This is a genomic window from Armatimonadota bacterium (genome assembly GCA_031460175.1).
GTDB lineage: Bacteria > Sysuimicrobiota > Sysuimicrobiia > Sysuimicrobiales > Sysuimicrobiaceae > Sysuimicrobium > Sysuimicrobium tengchongense.
This window is the reverse complement of the sequence record JAVKGW010000002.1, coordinates 395,674-411,840: the sequence shown is the minus strand read 5'-3', so window position 1 is coordinate 411,840 and position 16,167 is coordinate 395,674. Positions and strand designations below refer to the sequence as shown.

The following is a 16,167-nucleotide window of genomic DNA, read 5'->3' as shown; positions in this document are numbered from 1 at the left end:
CGCGGATGCGGGCGGTACGCGGTGCCGTGGTCGGCCTAGCGGTGGTTCTCCTGGCCACAGGGGCGGCGGTGGCCGGGCCCAAGGCGAGGCGCGTCAAGCTGTACCGGGCGGGCGAGGTGTTCTGCACCAGCCGTGTCCTGGTGTGGGGGGCGGGCGCTGTGGTGATCCGGGACCGGTGCTACGTGGTGGCCCTGGTCCGTCAGCGCGAGGGTGCGTTCCTGGCCTTCCTGGACCCCGACGTCCACCTCCCACCGGGGCAGCTGGTACGGCTGAACACCCCGGCGGGAGCCAAGCTGCGGGGTCGGATCTTCTACCTGGTACCCGTGCAGGCCGTGGTGGCCATCCCCGTGGATGCCCTGGTCGTCGTGCCCGTCCGGGTGGAAGAGGAAGACTCGCGGCTGACGGTGATCCTGACCGGGCCTCACGCACCCAACCTGACCGTGATCTTCAGCATCCGGCTGTAGGCCTGGAGGGCCGCGTTCACGCTGGCTTGCGGTCGGGCGGAAGGGGTAAGGCGGATTGGGCCTTGGGATCTTTGTGGCCGCCTTTCTCTCGATGTGGCCTTCCGCAGTCGGGTTTTACCTGGCCCGCCGGGTTGAAGGCTCCGGTTTTGCCGACGCGGGGTTGCGCTGGCTGGCTGGACGGTTTGGGGTGTCTGGCACGGCCCGCCGATCTTCCTAGCCGGACACAACTCCCCGGGCCACCCCACTTTGGAGCCCGGTCGGGTGGGCTGTCGTCGGGCTGGCCGCCGTGGTCCTCTTCGCGATCCGGAATCCGATCGAGTCCACGTGCCCACATCTGGGTATGAAAGCGCCGCGCCCCTGACGGGAGGATGCGGGGATCGTTCCTGCGCCGGACTTCCGCGTGGTGAAAGTCCCGCATGGTGGGCCAGGCCGCCCGCGAGGGGCCCGGGCGCGGTCTACCCGAAGGACCCCCGGAGCGCCTCCCGGATCCGGGCGTCCATGCGGTCCTGGAAGTTGGCGAAGTCTCCAAGGGCGAGGAGGCTGTAGAGGGTGTCGAGGGGGATGCGGCGGACGTAGGGGGCGTTGAGGTCGGGCAGTTTGCTCTTGCGGAGCTCCCGCCACTCCTCGGGAGAAGGGCGGTAGAAGAGATCGCCGAAACCCGCCCGCTCGAACCGCTCCGCGAGGGCGTCTCCGTCCATCCGGTCCAGCTCCGGGTCCTCCCGGAGCTGGAGCAGAAACGCCACGAACTCCGGCTCCACCCGGTATAGGCGCGCGATTCGGTCCATTCCACCCACCCGCTCCACCACCTCCGGATCCACCCCGAGGGCACCGGAGAGGTCTTCCTCCGTGCGATCCCGGATCTCCGATTCCGGCTGGGTCAGGAAGCTTCGGAGCACGGGGGCGGGCGCGGTGTAGGCATCACACCCCGCGGTCAGCACAAGGGTTTCGGGGCGGCGCACGCTCGCGCCCATGTTGAGGGTGCGCAGCCCACAGCGGGCTCGGAGGTCACGAAGGTGGCGTTGGGAAGTGAGGAGCACGTGCTCGCCCAGGACCTGCGCCCGCAAGCCCTCGTTGAGGCGGCCCAAAAAGATGTTGGTGCGGTGCGGGTTGGCCAGAAGGGCCGCGGCCACCACCTGTCGGGCGGAGAAGGTGGCGGTGAAGTTGACCGCGATCCCCTGCCGTTCCAGATCCCGGGCGATGAGGAAGGCGTGGGGCTCGTGCGGAGTAAACGCCACCTTCACGAGCGCTCCAGGGACGGACCTTCCCAGGCACCGTCCGAACCGTACGGATCCCTCCCGATCCCCCGCGAGGCCCGTGTGGAGCTCCAGGCTGATGTGCCAGCCGCGTCCCGCGCCGAACCGTCCCACCACCGCCGCGGCGAGATGGAGGTTGAGGAGGCTGTAGGCGGCCACCACGGCTTCTTCCACGGTAAGCCGCGGGTGCGCCGCCCGGAGCTCCTGTACCCAGGCCCGGATCGCCTCCACACCCTGGGTCTCAAGAAGCCGGTCGAAGACCTTTTCCACGAGCGGTTGGTTGGTGGTGTTCCCGTCCACCTCCTCGTAGTAGGTGACCGACCCCTCGTCCTCTGCCGCGCGCAGCACCTCGTGGAGCTCCTGGGGATCCGCGGTGTCCACGTAGAGGTGGCGGGTGCCGGCCCGTCGGAGGGCCGCGAGGAGCGGGTGGGAGGTAAAGCGCACCGGTTTTGCGGGCGAGGCGGGCCGGATCTCCCGCATGAGGCGGAGCAGAACCTCCTCCAACGCCGAGACCTCGGGGAGAAGTGCGCTCATGGGATCCACGGCCTCCTCCTACTCGCTCGCCACCCTGCGGAGCTTCCGCTGGTACATCTCCACGAGCTCGTCCACCGTGGTGGCGTCTGTGGGGGATTTGTCCTCCCGTACCCGGACGAACCGGGGGAAGCGGATGGCAAGGCCCGCTCCCTCCCGCACCCGGTTCCACCCCGCGGTGTGGACGGGACTCAGGGTGATCTCCGCGCCGATGATCTCGAAGACGAGGGCAGGCTCTACCCACACGTCCGGGACCATGCGGCTGCTGATGCGGGGGGGCCTTTCCCGTCGCACGTAAGGCGCGAGCCGCCTCGGCAATTCCGCGAGGAACTCGTCCGTGAAGCCCGTTCCCACCTTGCACACCGTGGGGAAGTTGTCCGCCTCCGGATCGTAGGCGGCCATGAGCAAAGCCCCGTAGGTCCCCGCCCGGCGGCCTCGGCCGTGCAGGGCTCCCACCACCACCAGGTCCACGGAATCCGTAAGTTCGCTCCGGTACTCCCGCTTGAACTTGATCCACAACCATCCCCGGGCGCCCGCCTGGTAGACCCCGCCGGGAGACTTGCATACCAGCCCCTCACACCCGTCCTGGACCGCCTGCTCGAAGAAGGCCTCCAGTTCTTCCACGGACTGGACCTCCCGCCAGCTGGCGAGGCGGCACCGGTCGTCCTCCTGGACGATGCGTTCCAGCGTCCGGTGACGGTCCAGATAACTGCGCTCCGTGAGATCCTCCCCGTCCGCGTAGAGGGCGTCGAAGAGGTAGAGGGCCGTGGGGATCTGCTGCATGGCCTCCTCGATGCCGTACTTCCGACGCCGGGGCATGAGCTCCTGGAAGGGCAGGAGATCCCCGCTCTCCGGGTCGATGGCCACCACCTCCCCTTCCACGATGCACTCCCGCGCCCTCAGACACCGCTGGGCCAGGGTCACCACGTCCGGGTACTGCGGGGTGATCCGCTCGAGCCGCCGGCTGTAGAGGACGACCTCCTTGCCCTTCTTGTGAACCTGCACCCGCTCCCCGTCGTACTTGTACTCCGCGATGCAGCGCCCGCCCGTTTTGGCCAGGATCTCCTCCGGTGTCCGAAGCCGTTCCGCCAGCATGGGCCGGATGGGCTTGCCGACCACCACGTGGACGCCCCGCACGGCCTCCAGCCCGCCCTCCGCCACCACCTGGGCCACGTAGCCGAGGTCGCTCGTGAGGTTGTAGGCCCGCTCGAGAAGCGGCCGGTTCTTCCGTCCGCCCGCGAACACCTCGGCCAGGGCATCGAGCACCGTCATGTCCCCCACGCCCATGCGGAGCTTCCCGGTGGCGGTGCGCACGAGGTACTTCGCCTCAAGGGGCGTGGCGCGCTCCAGGAGGTTCGCGATGAGCTCCAGCTTCGCCGCCTGGGCGCCCTGTCCTGTGATCCTGGCTGCCCGGTCCAGGGTTTCGTAGACCTCGTTCACGGTGAGGGTGGGCGTGCGCTTCCGGTGGCTCAGCAGCTTCTCCGCCACACTGCCCAGATCTCCCTCCCGGCTCAGCTGGCGGGCCACGGCCTCCGGATCCGCGCCCGTGGCCTGCGCCACGGCCCGCACCGCCAGCTTCTCCGCCACCCCGATCTCGATCCCCTCGAAGTCGGGGTGCAGTCTCCCCTGGGTGAGGTAGGTGACGCGGCCGATGAGGGAGGGCGGGGTCTTCCGGAAGAGCTCGCTCAGCAGCGCCGTGGTTTCCAGGCGCGAGCTCGTCTGCTCGATCTTCGCATAGGTCTCCGCCAGGACGGTGTACCTCACGGCCCCCTCCTCGTTTTCATTCTCCCACGGATTCGCCCTCCCTGCCCTCCGGGAGGCCGGGCCGCACCCGCACCGTCCGCTCGTTCCGGTACAGGACCCGCCCCGGCCGAGCGCCCTTGGGCTTCCACACCCACCGCCGCTCCGTGACGTCCACCTCCACCGCGGTGCTCGTGCGCCCCGCGCTGAAGTACGCGGCGATCTGGGCGGCTCTGTGGATCACCTCCTCGGGCGGGGTGCGGCCGCCCGTGCGCAGGATCACGTGGGCTCCGGGGATCCCCCGCGCGTGGAGCCACAGGTCCTCCGGCCCTGCCAGGCGGAACGTCACGTGGTCGTTGTCCCGGCTCGATCGGCCCACGAGCACCTGGAAGCCGTCCACCTGGAAGGTCCGGGGCTCGCTTACGGGTCGCACCTTAGGCCGCTTGTGGGGCGGGAGGATGCCCGCCTCCCCGAGCTCCTCCCGCAGCTCCAGGAGGTCCTCGGGGGTGCGGGCGTGCTCCAGGTGCACCCGGAGCTCGGTGAGCCGCTCTATCTCCTCCCGGAGAGCCGGGATGCGTCGGGAGAGGGTTTGGTGCGCGGCCCGCAGCTTGGCGTACCGGCGGAAGAGGCGCTGGGCGTTCCGGACCGCATCCAGGGCGGGATCCAGGGAGATCTCCACGGGACGGCCTTCGTAGTCGGGGAGGGTCACGCGGTCGGCGCCGGGGGGGATCCGGGAGGCATAGGCGAGGAGCAGCTCTCCCGCCATCCGCACCTGATCCGCTCCTTCCGCCTCCGCCAGGGCCCGCTCCGCCTCCGCGAGGGCCCGCTGCGCGCGCGCCACCGCGGCTTCCGTGGCCTGCAGGAGGGACCGCCGTTCCGCCTCGAAGCGATCCGAACGCGCCCGGTGGGAGACAACCCGATCCACGGCCTCGCTCATGGAGGTGAGGATCTCCTCGAATCCGGCCATGCAGGTGAGGGGGAAGGGCGCGTAGGCCACGGGCTGCGCGTCCAGCCGATACAGCCGCGGTTCAAAAGCCCCGGACCGGACCCGTTCGTGGAGGGCGGCAAGTTCCGCGTGCAGGCGCTCCGGTAGGTCCGGGCGGAGCTCGGTGGCTTCGGGATCCCCGCTCCGGAAGGCGAGTTCGTAGCTCAACAGCGGCCCGATCCCTCCCACCGCGGCAAGCACCCGCCGCCACAAGGGGCCGGTGGTGTTCCGGAGAGCTTCCGCGAGCGCTTCCGGTGTGCTGGTGCCCGGATGCGGCCGTGGATCCGGAGGCGGAGGGGTGTAGGGCGCATGCGGGAGGACGGTGCGCACCCGCGACCGATCCGGGCCGATGGCCTTGGCGCACCCGAGGACCAAACCCTCCCGTACCACCACCAGGTTCGCGTGCTTGCCCATGAGCTCCGCCACGATCCGGTAGGAGCCGTCCAAGGCCTCCACCTCCAGCTCCAGCACCCGCTCGTAGGGAGGCTGGCGGATCTGTACGATCCGTGCGTCCACCAGCCGCGCCCGCAGGAGCTGTCCGAGAGGGCCTGGCTCCTCCCGGTCGGGCAGCGCCCGGAGGAGGTGGACCCGGTACCACCGGGCGTCCGCGGAGAGCAGGAGACCCCGGATCCCCGGGGCGCGGATGCCCAGCACCAGTTCCAGGGGGCCCGGCTGCAGGGCCCGGGTGATCCGGAGGGGCAGGAGCGGGCGCAGCTCCTGCACCACCGCGGCCAGGATCACGCTGTCGAAGGAAGCGGGCGGCGGCATCGCACCTATGGTACAGTGATCCCGTGGTGCGGAGCATGACGGGCTACGGGCTCGGAGAAGTCCGCGCGGAGGGCGGGCGGTGGGTGGTGGAAGCCCGGTCCGTGAACCACCGGTTCCTGGAGGTGAACGTGCGCCTGCCCCGGAGCCTGCAGGCACTGGAGGATCGGGTACGGGCGGCCTTCGCCCAGCGTTTGTTGCGGGGGCGGGTGGACGTCTCTATAATCAGGGAAGACCCGGCGCGACGCGGGAGGGCGGTCCGCGTGGACGCCGAGCTCGCCCGGCAGTACGCCATGGCCCTCGAGGAGCTCCGACAGGCCCTGAACCTCTCCGATCCGGTCCCGCTCTCCGTGCTGTTGAGCCTGCCGGACGTGATCCGGGTGGAGGAGTCCACGGAGGACCCGGAGGCCCTGTGGACCGAGCTTCAGCCCGCGGTGGAGCAGTGTGCGGATCGGCTGGTGCGGATGCGGGAAGCGGAGGGCGCCCGTCTGGCGCAGGATTTGCTGGAACGGCTGGATCGGATCGAGGGCGAGGTGGACCGGATCGCCGCGCGCGCCCCGGAGGTGGTGCGGGCGTATGCGGCCCGGCTGCGGCGGCGGGTGGGGGAGCTCCTCCGGGAGGCGGGCGTCCCCGAGGGGGCCGTGGACGAGGCCCGGCTGAGCATGGAGGTGGCCCTGTTCGCGGACCGCAGCGACATCCGCGAGGAGGTGGTGCGGCTGCGCAGCCACCTCGCGGAGGCCCGCGGGATCCTGCAGCAGGGCGCCGGGTCCGTGGGCCGGAAGCTGGAGTTCCTGCTGCAGGAGATGATGCGGGAGGCGAATACCGTGGGCGCCAAGGCCGGGGATCTGGAGATCGCCCGAGCCGTGCTCGGGATCAAGTCGGAACTGGAGGGCCTGCGGGAGCAGGTGCAGAACCTGGAGTGAGCGGCTGGGAGCTGAAGCTCATCCACATCGGGTTCGGGAACATCGTGGCGGCGAACCGCATCGTCGCCATCGTGAACCCGGACTCCGCGCCCATCCGCAGGATCATCCAGGAGGCGCGGGAGAGCGGCTCGCTCATCGACGCCACTTACGGACGCCGGACCCGGGCCGTGGTGATCACGGACAGCGGGCACGTGATCCTCTCCGCGGTGCAACCGGAGACCGTGGCGCACCGTTACCTGAGCCGCGAGGAAGGTGACGAGGCCGAAGATCTTCCGGCACGCCCACGTGATCATCACCGTTAGCGGGCTCATCGCGAGCGGCAAGACCACCACGGCGCGGGCCCTCGCCGAACGACTGGGGCTGCGGTACCTCTCCGCGGGAGAGGTCATGCGCCGCTGGGCCGCCCAGCGGGGGATCTCCCTCCTCCGGTTCTCCGAGATGGCGGAGCAGGACCACTCCATCGATCGGGAGCTGGACCGGCTGCAGGTGGAGATGACCCGGGAGGGGAATCTCGTACTGGACTCCCGACTCGGAGGGTGGTTCGTGGCCGCGGACATGAAGGTGTGGCTGAGGGCGCCTCTAGAGGTGCGGGCCCGGCGGGTGAGCGAGCGGGAGGGGGTTCCCGTGGAGGTGGCCCAGACAGAGCTCCTGCGCCGGGAAGAGAGCGAGCGCAGACGCTACCGGGAGATCTACGGGATTGACCTGGACGACCTCTCCCCCTACCACGTGGTCCTGGACACCTCCCGGTGGACTCCGGAGGAAGTGACGGAGGGACTCGCGTTCCTCGCCCGGGCTCTGGGGAGGCGGGTCCCGTGACCGGTCCGTGCATCGTGGTCGGGGTGTGCGGCGGGATCGCCGCCTACAAGGTGGCATACGTGGTGAGCGCCCTCCGCCGGGAAGGGGCGGAGGTCCACGTGGTGATGACCCGGGCCGCCCGCCGGTTCGTGGGCTCCGCCACCTTCCGTGCCCTTTCCGCAAACCCCGTGATCACGGACCTGTGGGCCCCCACGAACCCCCACGACGAGCCCCACGTGGCCCTCGGTACCCGGGCGGACCTCGTCCTCGTGGCCCCCGCCACCGCCCACACCCTGGCGAAACTGGCCTGTGGGCTCGCGGACGATCCCGTGTGCGCCACCGTCCTCGCCACCAAGGCTCCCGTTCTGCTCGCCCCCGCCATGAGCGAGGAGATGTGGCAGCATCCCGCCACCCGCCGAAACGTGGAGACCCTGCAGGGATGGGGGTACCGGTTCGTGGGGCCCGTGTACGGGCGGCTCGCCTCCGGTCAGGAAGGATGGGGCCGTATGGCGGAACCCGGGGAGATCCTGGCCGCCATCCGAGAACTCCTCCGGTCCCCCCTCTAGGTCCATTCCGAATCTTCGCTAGACTCTAACGGGATGCGGTATGCCCTCGTGCTTCCCGAGGTCCCCGGATCCGAAGTCCCTCTTCCCTACGCGGTGCCCGAGTCGCTGAGGGAAGAGGTGCGGCTGGGCTGTCGGGTGATGATCCCCCTGCGGCGCCGTCTGGTTCCGGGGTTCGTGGTGGGTGTGGAGGACCGCCTCCGCCCGCCTGTCCCCGCCATCCGGTCGGTCCTGATCCACGAACCCCTCTTCGACGAGGAGCAGCTCTCCCTGGCGGCGTGGGTGGCGGACCGGTACCTCTGCACGCTTCTGGAGGCCCTGCGGTGCATGATTCCGGCGGAGGCTCTGGGACAGGCGCGGATGAGGCTGCGGGTGCGCATGGAGCCCCTCGCGCCCTCCCTGGTGGACGGGGACGTCCTCCGGGCCCTCGGTCTCATCCAGAAGGGAGCGGGTGAGGCCGCGGTCCGGCGCGCCCTGGGAGAGCGGGCGGAGGAGGTGCTTCGGCACCTGCGGGCGACTGGATGGATCGAGGGGCGGCCGGAGGGATACCGGATCCGGCCCCGGGTGGAGCGGGTGTTGCGCCTGGGGGTTCCCGCGGAACGTGCGTGGGAGGAGGTGGAACGCCTGCGCCGCCGGGCGCCCCGGAGGGCGGCGCTCCTGGAGCGGCTGTTGCGGGAGGGGGAGGTTCCCCGGAGGGAGGCGGGGACAAAGGAGGCGGTGCGGGCTTTGCTCTCCTCCGGGCTCGTGGAGGAGGTGTGCTATGAGGTCTTTCGGGATCCCCTGCGCGGGGCCTACCGGGAGGAGGCCCCACCCCCTCGGCTCACGCCCGAGCAGGCGGCGGCGGTTGAGGCGATCGGGGATGCCCAGCGGGCGGGCCGGTTCGAGGCCTTCCTGCTGTACGGGGTTACGGGGAGCGGCAAGACGGAGGTGTACCTCCGGGCTGCGGAGGAGGCCGTGCGGCTTGGCCGCACGGTGCTGGTGCTGGTGCCGGAGATCTCCCTCACCCCGCAGACCGTGGCCCGGTTCGCGGCCCGATTCGGGGGCCGGGTGGCGGTGCTGCACAGCCGGCTTGCGCCCGGAGAGCGGCTGGACACCTGGCGGCGCATCCAACGAGGCGAGTTCTCCGTGGTCGTCGGGCCCCGGTCCGCGGTCTTCGCCCCCCTCCGGAATCTGGGGCTTTTGGTGGTGGATGAAGAACACGAGGGCGCCTACAAGCAGGAGCATCCGCCCCGCTACCACGCCCGGGAGGTGGCCCTGGAACGGGCCCGACGCGCGGGGGCGCCGGTGGTGCTCGGGAGCGCCACCCCCTCCGTGGAATCCTTCTACCGCGCTCGGTCCGGAGCGTACCGGTTGCTCGGCCTGTCCCGGCGGGTGGCGGACCGCCCGCTTCCCGAGGTGCGCGTTGTGGACATGCGGGGGGCGGGCGCCGTGCTCTCCGAGGCTCTGGTCGAGGCCATGGGCCGGCACCTGGAAGCGGGGAGCCAGGTGGTGCTGTACGTGAACCGGCGGGGGTACGCGGCGTTTCTGCTGTGCCGGGAGTGCGGGGAAGTGCCCCGGTGTCGGCGGTGCGACGTCTCCCTCACGTATCACCTCCACACCCGCACCCTCCGGTGCCACTACTGCGGCCGGGTGCTTCGGGCGCCCTCCCGGTGCCCCCGGTGCGGCGGCGTCCGCCTCCGACCCTTCGGCCCCGGTACCCAGCGGGTGGAGGAAGAGGTGCGGTCGCGCTTTGGCGGGATCCCCCTTGCCCGGGCGGACCGGGACACCATGCGCCGCCGGGGCGCCCACGACCGCCTCATGGAGGCCCTGCGCACGGGAAGCGTGCGGGTCCTGGTTGGGACTCAGATGATCGCGAAGGGGCTGGACCTGCCGGAGGTAGGGCTCGTGGGCGTGGTGGCCGCGGACGTGGGTCTTGGGCTTCCGGATTTCCGGGCGGCAGAGCGCACCTTCCAGCAGCTCGCGCAGGTGGCGGGTCGGGCGGGTCGGGGGGATCGGCCGGGCGAGGTGGTGGTGCAGACCTATCAGCCGGACCATCCCGTCATCCGCGCGGCCCGATCCCACGACTACCTGGGGTTCTACGAGGCGGAGGTGGGGATCCGGCGGGCGCATCGCTACCCGCCCTTCTCGGAGCTGGTGAAGGTGGTGTTCGCGGCCCGGGTCGAGAGCCGCGCGGAGCAGGCGGCCCGGAGCTTCGTCGCCCTACTGCCCGAGGACGTGGAGATCCTGGGTCCGTCGCCGGCCCCGCTCGCCCGGATCCGGGGGTGGTACCGGTGGCAGGCGGTGGTGCGGTCCGAAGACGGGACGCGCGTCCGGGAAGCGGTCCGCGGGGCGATGCGGGATTGGGCGCCGCTTCGCGGGGTGCGGATCAGCGTGGACGTGGATCCGCAGGAGATGCTGTAAACTACGGGTGTGCAGATCATCACCGTACACCATCCCAGAGCCAACATCCTCCGCCGGAAGGCGAAGCCCGTGGGCAGGGTGACCCCGGAGGTCGCAAGACTCCTGGACGAGATGGTGGAGACGATGCGGGCGGCCCGGGGTGTCGGGTTGGCGGGCCCGCAGGTGGGACTGGACCGCCGTCTGATCGTGGTGGAGTACGGGGGAACCCTTTATCAGCTCGTGGACCCGGAACTGGTGCGGATGGAAGGGGAGGAGTGGGGGACGGAGGGGTGTCTTTCCATCCCGGGCGTGACGGTGGACCTGCGGCGGGCGGCCCGGGTGGTGGTGCGGGCCAAAAACCGCCGGGGCCGGGGGATCACCATCCAGGCGGAAGGATGGCTTGCCCGCATCTTCCAGCACGAGATCGACCACCTGGACGGGATCCTCATCACGGATCGGGCGGAGCGTCCCGAACACATCCACCGGGTGGAGGAGGAACTGGAGGTCGTGGGCTGAGGGTTCTCTTCTTCGGGACCCCGGAGTTCGCCCTCCCCTCCCTCGAAGCCCTCCACCGGGCCCACGAGCTCGTGGCCGTGGTGACGCAGCCGGACCGTCCCTCAGGCCGCGGGCGAAAGCCGACTCCACCGCCCGTGGCCGTGCGGGCCAAAGAGCTGGGTCTACGGGTGCTCCAGCCCGAGCGACTGCGGGACGTGCGGGAGGAGCTGGAGGCGTCGCGGCCGCAGGTGGGCGTGGTGGTGGCGTACGGGAACCTTATCCCTCGCTGGCTTTTGGACCTCCCGCCCCACGGGTTCCTCAATGCACATCCTTCCCTCCTCCCGCGCTACCGGGGTGCCTCGCCCATCCCTCACGCGATCCTGAACGGAGATCCGGAGACCGGGGTGACGGTGATCCGCCTCACGGAGGAACTGGACGCGGGCCCCATCCTTGCCCAAGAGCGGGTGCCCATCGGGCCGCAGGACACCGCGGGGACGCTGGAGGCCAAGCTGGCGCGGGTGGCCGCGGGGCTGCTCTTGCGCACCCTCCAGGCCCTGGAGCGGGGCGAGATCCATCCGCGGCCCCAGGAGGCATCTGCGGCCACGTACTGCGCAAAGCTCACGAAGGAGGACGGCCGTATCCGGTGGGAGGAGCCCGCGGAGCAGATCGAGCGCCACCTCCGGGCCATGGATCCGTGGCCCGGAGCCTTCACCGCCCGGGGGGGGCAGTTGCTGAAGATCTGGCGGGCCCGGGTGGTTCCCGGGGAAGGATCCGGCCGACCGGGGGAGATCGTACGGGTGACCCGGGAGGGATTCGTGGTGGCCACCGGGGAGGGAGGTCTTGAGGTGCTGGAGGTCCAGCCTCCCGGCGGCCGGCGGATGCCTGCGGACGCCTACGTGCGCGGCCACCGGGTGCAGGTCGGGGAAGTCCTGGCTTGATGCCCGGGGTAAAATACCCGCGGGAGGTGTCAGGATGTTCTTCTTCGGTGGTCCGCTGTTCTGGCTTGCGGTGGCCTCGTTCCTCTTCGCCCTGTGGGCCCAGTACAAGGTGTGGAGTACCTTTAACCGGTACAGCCGGGTACCCGCCAGCAGTGGGCTTACGGGCGCGGAGGTGGCGGAGCGGATTCTGCGCTACAGCGGGGTCGCGGACGTGCGCATCGAACCCGTCCAGGGCATGCTGAGCGACCACTACGATCCCCATGCCCGCATCCTGCGGCTTTCGCCTCCCGTGTACCACAGCGCTTCTGTGGCGGCCCTGGGGGTGGCGGCCCACGAGGTGGGGCATGCCCTCCAGCACAAGGAGCAGTACGCCCCCCTCGCCCTGCGCAACGCCATCGTGCCCGTGGCCGGGATCGGCTCCCAGCTCGGCATCTGGCTGTTCTTCATCGGGATGATCCTCGGCCGCTCGGGCGGGTGGCTCATGGACCTCGGCATCCTCCTGTTCCTGGGCGTGGTCGCCTTCACCCTGATCACCCTGCCCGTGGAGTTCGATGCGAGCCGCCGCGCGGTCCAGATCCTGCAAGCCCATGGCCTCGTTACCCCCCGGGAGGCGGAGGGGGTGCGGGCGGTCCTCGGCGCGGCGGCCATGACCTATGTGGCCGCGGCCGCCAGCGCCATCATCGAGCTGCTGCGCCTGCTGGCCATCCGGCACGCCTCCCGGGAGGAGTAGCGCCGGCCCGCGGGGCCCGGCCCCGTGAGGGACGCCCGGGAGGTAGCCCTCCGCATCCTCCACCGGGTGGAGGCGGAGGGTGCATTCAGCAACGTGCTGCTCGGCAACCTCCGCACCCGGGCAGAACTCTCCGACCGGGACGTGGAGCTGGTGACGGCCCTCGTGCTGGGGGTCCTCCGGTGGCGGGCCCGGCTCGATTACGCCCTCCAGCACCTGCTGACCACGCCCCTGGAGGACCTCCCCCTCCGGATCCGGCTCATCCTCCGCATGGGTGCCTACCAGATCCTGTTTCTGGAGCGCATCCCGGCCTATGCCGCGGTGTCCGAGTCCGTGGCGCTCGCCCGGCGCTACGGGCATCCGGGGACTGTGGCCCTGGTGAACGCGGTGCTCCGGCGCCTCGCCCGGGAGGCAGAGCCCCCACCGCCCCCGGATCCCCTGGAGGCCCTGGCGGTACGGCAGAGCCACCCCCGGTGGCTCGTGGAACGGTGGGTGGCGCGGTGGGGACGGGCGGAGGCGGAGCGGCTGTGCGAGGCCAACAACCGTCCTCCACCCGCCTTCCTGCGGGTGAACACCCTCAAGGCAACTCCGGAGGAGGTACGGGCGCGGCTGCAAAAAGCCGGAGTCAAGACCGAGCCAGGGTCCTTTCCGGAGTCCCTGCGGGTCCGCTCCGGGCCGGTTTCGGAGCGGATGCAGGTGGTACAAGAGGGCCTTGTGTGGCCACAGGACGAGGGTTCCATGGCCGCGGTGTACGCCCTGGATCCGCAACCCGGGGAGGTCGTGGTGGATGCGTGTGCAGCCCCCGGGGGGAAAACCACCCACCTCGCGGCCCTCATGCGTAACGAGGGGAGAGTGCTGAGCTGCGAGGTCCATCCCCGGAAGGTGGAAACCCTTCGCCGCACCGCGGAGCGAGCCGAAGCCCGGTGCGTGGAGGCGATCCTCCTGGACGCCCGACGTCTGGGGGAGCGCTACCCGGGAGCCGCGGATCGGGTGCTCGTGGATGCGCCGTGCACCGGGCTTGGGGTCATCCGGAGGCGGCCGGAAATCCGTTGGCGGGTTTCACCCGAGGGGCCGGCCCAGGCCAGCCGGCTCCAGCGGGAGCTGCTGGCCTCCGCGGCCCGGGCCCTCCGGCCGGGCGGGGTGCTGGTGTACGCGGTGTGCTCCCCGGAACCGGAAGAGGGGGAGGAGGTCGTAGAATGGGGGATGGACACGGTGGGACTGGTGCCCGATCCCTTTGAAATCCCCTGGCGGGACGGGCGCCTGGAGGCTCCTGGGGGGCGGTTGGTGCTGTTGCCGCACCGTCACGACACGGACGGATTCTTCATCGCTCGGTTCAGGCGTGGGGCATGAGCACGGTCCTCTCGCGGCAGGCGACCCTGCCCGACCTCCGGTCTATGACGGAGGCGGAGATGGTGGAGGCCCTCACCTCCATGGGCGAGCCTTCCTACCGGGGCCGCCAGCTCGCCCGGTGGGTGCACGCCCGGGGGGCGTCGAGCTTCGCGGAGATGACGGATCTCCCCAAGACCCTGCGGGCGGAGCTCGCGACGCGCGCCCGTCTCACCCGTCTGGAGATCCGCCAGCGCCTGACCTCGCCCGATGGCAGCACCATCAAATACCTCTTCGCCTGCCCGGACGGGAGCACCGTGGAGAGCGTGTGGATGCGGTACGCGGACGGCCGCCGCAGCGTGTGCGTCTCCACCCAAGTGGGCTGCGCCATGGCCTGCGCGTTCTGTGCCACAGGCCTGGCGGGCCTTTCCCGCAACCTCACCGCGGGCGAGATCGTGGATCAGGTGTACGCGATGCAGCGGGATCAGCGGGAGCGGCCCACCCACGTGGTGTTCATGGGGATGGGGGAGCCGCTGGCGAACTACGGGGCCACGGTGCGCGCGGTGCGGCTGCTCAACGCCCCCTATGGTCTAGGGATCGGGATCCGGCGCATCACGGTTTCCACCGTGGGCCTGGTTCCGCAGATCCGGCGCCTTGCGCAGGAGGGGCTGGATCTCAACCTGGCGGTCTCCCTCCATGCGCCCACGGATGACCTGCGCGCCCGGCTCGTGCCCATCGCCGGACGCTATCCGCTGGGGGAGCTGCTGGAGGCCTGCAGGTTCTACATCGCCCGCACCCGCCGCCGCATCACCTTCGAGTACGTCCTCCTGGCAGAGGTGAACGACACCCTTGAGGAGGCCCGGGCCCTGGGGCGACTCCTGCGGGGCATGCTCTGCCACCTCAACCTCATCCCCTGGAATCCCGTGCCGGGGCTTGCGTTCCGACGCCCCCCGGGGGAGCGGGTGCGGGAATTCGCCCGGATCGTGCGCGCCTACGGGATTCCCACCACGGTGCGGGTGGAGCGGGGCACGGAGATCATGGCCGCATGCGGGCAGCTGTCCCAGGCGGGTACCCCGGGGCGCAGGCCCACCCGGATCCGGCTGCAGGGGGAGGCGGCCCGTGACGCTCCTTGAGCGGTGGGAACGACGGCTGGAGGCCCTGGTGGAGGGCCTCGTGTACCGCCCGGGCGGGGGGCGGATGCAGCCCGTGGAGGTGGCTCGGCAGCTCATGCGGGCCATGGACCAGCAGCACACCGTGAGTGTGCTGCGGGTCTACGCGCCGAACGACTTCGAGGTGGAGCTTCCTCCCCAGGACTTCGAGGCGCTCCTGCCCTTCTCCACGGCCCTGCAGGAGGAGCTGCGGGTGTTTCTCCGGCAGCACGCGGAGGAACGGGGCTACACGCTCGTGGGATCCATCGCCGTCCGGTTCGTTCAGAACGAGGCTCTCCCTGCGGGCCAGCTGCGGGTCAAGACGCGGGTGGTGCCGGACCCGGAGGGAATCCCACAGGCCCCCCGCGCGGCGGAGTCCCAGGACACCCGGGTGTACCGCCTGACGCCCGGCGGCGTCCTGGTGGTGGTGCAGGGCGTGCCCCAGGGCGCGCGGTTCCCGCTCCGGAAGAACCCCACCGTGGTGGGGCGGCGGCCTACGTGCGACGTGGTGATCCCGGACCCCAGCGTGTCGCGGGAGCACCTCCGGTTGGAACGGGAGGAGGGGGGCTGGCGCGTGGTGGATTCCGGGTCCACGAACGGAACCTTCGTGAACGACCGGAGGGTTACGGTCCACCGGCTGCGCCCCGGAGACCGGATCCGCGTGGGGTCTACGGTCCTGGAGTACCGGGAGGGGGAGGCGTGAGCGAGCTCGGGCTTCTCCTCCTGCGGTATCTGTTGCTGGCCCTGCTGTTCCTGTTCCTGTACCGGGCCGTGCGGGTGATGCAGGAGGAACTCCGCAGCGCGAGCGGGGAGCCACCCGCACCTCCGGCCACCTTGGCGGTGGAGGAGGGGGGCGGGACGGTGCAGCCGGGTCAGGTGTTCGTAATCGCGGGAGAAGCGGTGATCGGACGATCCCCACAGGCGCAGGTGGTGCTGCCCGACGCGTTCACAAGCCATCAGCATGCCCGGCTCGTGGTCCGCGGGGGACGCTACTGGATCGAGGACCTGGGCAGCCGGAACGGGACGTACCTCAATGGCCAGCGGATCGAGGCGCCGGCCCCGCTGACGGACGGGGATCTGGTACGCATCGGGAGCACCACCCTGCGGTTCCGGTGTCCCGCCTAGGTCCGGGAAG

16 protein-coding genes are annotated in these 16,167 nt (G+C 70.8%); 13 read left to right on the top strand and 3 right to left on the bottom strand.

What is annotated here, in order from left to right:
• The first annotated feature begins 5 nt into the window (after positions 1-5).
• Positions 6-464 (top strand): hypothetical protein, encoded by a 459-nt coding sequence (locus QN206_04730; protein MDR7614109.1) that lies wholly within the window; start codon positions 6-8, stop codon positions 462-464.
• A gap of 455 nt (positions 465-919) precedes the next feature.
• Here the strand turns inward: QN206_04730 and QN206_04725 are convergent, their stop codons facing one another.
• Genes QN206_04725 through QN206_04715 form a run of 3 tightly spaced genes read right to left on the bottom strand, consistent with a single transcriptional unit; the run spans position 920 to position 5,741 of the window.
• Positions 920-2,251 carry a transaldolase family protein gene (locus QN206_04725; GenBank protein MDR7614108.1) on the bottom strand — a complete coding sequence of 444 codons (1,332 nt, stop codon included), beginning with the start codon at positions 2,249-2,251 and terminating at the stop codon, positions 920-922.
• 18 nt (positions 2,252-2,269) lie between these two features.
• Positions 2,270-4,012 carry an ATP-dependent DNA ligase gene (locus QN206_04720; protein MDR7614107.1) on the bottom strand — a complete coding sequence of 581 codons (1,743 nt, stop codon included), beginning with the start codon at positions 4,010-4,012 and terminating at the stop codon, positions 2,270-2,272.
• A gap of 16 nt (positions 4,013-4,028) precedes the next feature.
• On the bottom strand, positions 4,029-5,741 hold the full coding sequence (locus QN206_04715; GenBank protein ID MDR7614106.1) for an NFACT family protein: 1,713 nt from the start codon (positions 5,739-5,741) through the stop codon (positions 4,029-4,031).
• A 35-nt stretch (positions 5,742-5,776) separates the two neighbouring features.
• Between QN206_04715 and QN206_04710 the strand changes: the two genes are divergently transcribed.
• From QN206_04710 to QN206_04655, 12 genes are read left to right on the top strand one after another with little or no spacing between them, the layout of a single operon-like run.
• Positions 5,777-6,661, top strand: a complete 885-nt coding sequence (locus QN206_04710; GenBank protein MDR7614105.1) for a YicC/YloC family endoribonuclease — start codon at positions 5,777-5,779, stop codon at positions 6,659-6,661.
• Positions 6,658-6,963 (top strand): DUF370 domain-containing protein, encoded by a 306-nt coding sequence (locus QN206_04705; GenBank protein ID MDR7614104.1) that lies wholly within the window; start codon positions 6,658-6,660, stop codon positions 6,961-6,963. The genes QN206_04710 and QN206_04705 overlap by 4 nt, the downstream gene beginning before the upstream one ends.
• Positions 6,914-7,477, top strand: a complete 564-nt coding sequence (locus tag QN206_04700; GenBank protein ID MDR7614103.1) for an AAA family ATPase — start codon at positions 6,914-6,916, stop codon at positions 7,475-7,477. Before QN206_04705 ends, QN206_04700 begins: the two co-directional genes overlap by 50 nt.
• Positions 7,474-8,022 carry a flavoprotein gene (locus tag QN206_04695; GenBank protein MDR7614102.1) on the top strand — a complete coding sequence of 183 codons (549 nt, stop codon included), beginning with the start codon at positions 7,474-7,476 and terminating at the stop codon, positions 8,020-8,022. The genes QN206_04700 and QN206_04695 overlap by 4 nt, the downstream gene beginning before the upstream one ends.
• A 33-nt stretch (positions 8,023-8,055) precedes the next feature.
• The gene (priA, locus tag QN206_04690; GenBank protein MDR7614101.1) at positions 8,056-10,419 is read left to right on the top strand and encodes a primosomal protein N'; all 2,364 of its coding nucleotides are present in this window, start codon (positions 8,056-8,058) and stop codon (positions 10,417-10,419) included.
• A gap of 9 nt (positions 10,420-10,428) precedes the next feature.
• Positions 10,429-10,914, top strand: a complete 486-nt coding sequence (def, locus tag QN206_04685) for a peptide deformylase (protein ID MDR7614100.1) — start codon at positions 10,429-10,431, stop codon at positions 10,912-10,914.
• Entirely contained in the window at positions 10,911-11,831 is a 921-nt protein-coding gene (fmt, locus tag QN206_04680; protein MDR7614099.1) for a methionyl-tRNA formyltransferase, read from the top strand. The genes def and fmt overlap by 4 nt, the downstream gene beginning before the upstream one ends.
• A gap of 34 nt (positions 11,832-11,865) precedes the next feature.
• Complete coding sequence (locus QN206_04675; GenBank protein MDR7614098.1) at positions 11,866-12,561, top strand: zinc metallopeptidase; 696 nt, start codon at positions 11,866-11,868, stop codon at positions 12,559-12,561.
• Between the two features lie 24 nt (positions 12,562-12,585).
• Positions 12,586-13,908, top strand: coding sequence for a 16S rRNA (cytosine(967)-C(5))-methyltransferase RsmB (rsmB, locus tag QN206_04670; protein ID MDR7614097.1), 1,323 nt, complete (start codon positions 12,586-12,588; stop codon positions 13,906-13,908).
• A complete protein-coding gene (rlmN, locus tag QN206_04665; protein ID MDR7614096.1) occupies positions 13,905-15,017 on the top strand; it encodes a 23S rRNA (adenine(2503)-C(2))-methyltransferase RlmN in 1,113 nt (370 codons plus the stop codon). Before rsmB ends, rlmN begins: the two co-directional genes overlap by 4 nt.
• Positions 15,004-15,735 carry a DUF3662 and FHA domain-containing protein gene (locus tag QN206_04660; protein MDR7614095.1) on the top strand — a complete coding sequence of 244 codons (732 nt, stop codon included), beginning with the start codon at positions 15,004-15,006 and terminating at the stop codon, positions 15,733-15,735. The genes rlmN and QN206_04660 overlap by 14 nt, the downstream gene beginning before the upstream one ends.
• A complete protein-coding gene (locus QN206_04655; GenBank protein ID MDR7614094.1) occupies positions 15,732-16,157 on the top strand; it encodes an FHA domain-containing protein in 426 nt (141 codons plus the stop codon). Before QN206_04660 ends, QN206_04655 begins: the two co-directional genes overlap by 4 nt.
• Positions 16,158-16,167 lie beyond the last annotated feature (10 nt).

Bases quoted from the DNA above. Each gene is read 5' to 3' on its own strand.
- QN206_04730 (MDR7614109.1), top strand. From the start codon at position 6: ATGCGGGCGGTACGCGGTGCCGTGGTCGGCCTAGCGGTGGTTCTCCTG.
- QN206_04725 (MDR7614108.1), bottom strand. From the start codon at position 2,251: ATGAGCGCACTTCTCCCCGAGGTCTCGGCGTTGGAGGAGGTTCTGCTC.
- QN206_04715 (MDR7614106.1), bottom strand. From the start codon at position 5,741: ATGCCGCCGCCCGCTTCCTTCGACAGCGTGATCCTGGCCGCGGTGGTG.
- QN206_04710 (MDR7614105.1), top strand. From the start codon at position 5,777: ATGACGGGCTACGGGCTCGGAGAAGTCCGCGCGGAGGGCGGGCGGTGG.
- priA (MDR7614101.1), top strand. From the start codon at position 8,056: ATGCGGTATGCCCTCGTGCTTCCCGAGGTCCCCGGATCCGAAGTCCCT.
- QN206_04675 (MDR7614098.1), top strand. From the start codon at position 11,866: ATGTTCTTCTTCGGTGGTCCGCTGTTCTGGCTTGCGGTGGCCTCGTTC.
- rlmN (MDR7614096.1), top strand. From the start codon at position 13,905: ATGAGCACGGTCCTCTCGCGGCAGGCGACCCTGCCCGACCTCCGGTCT.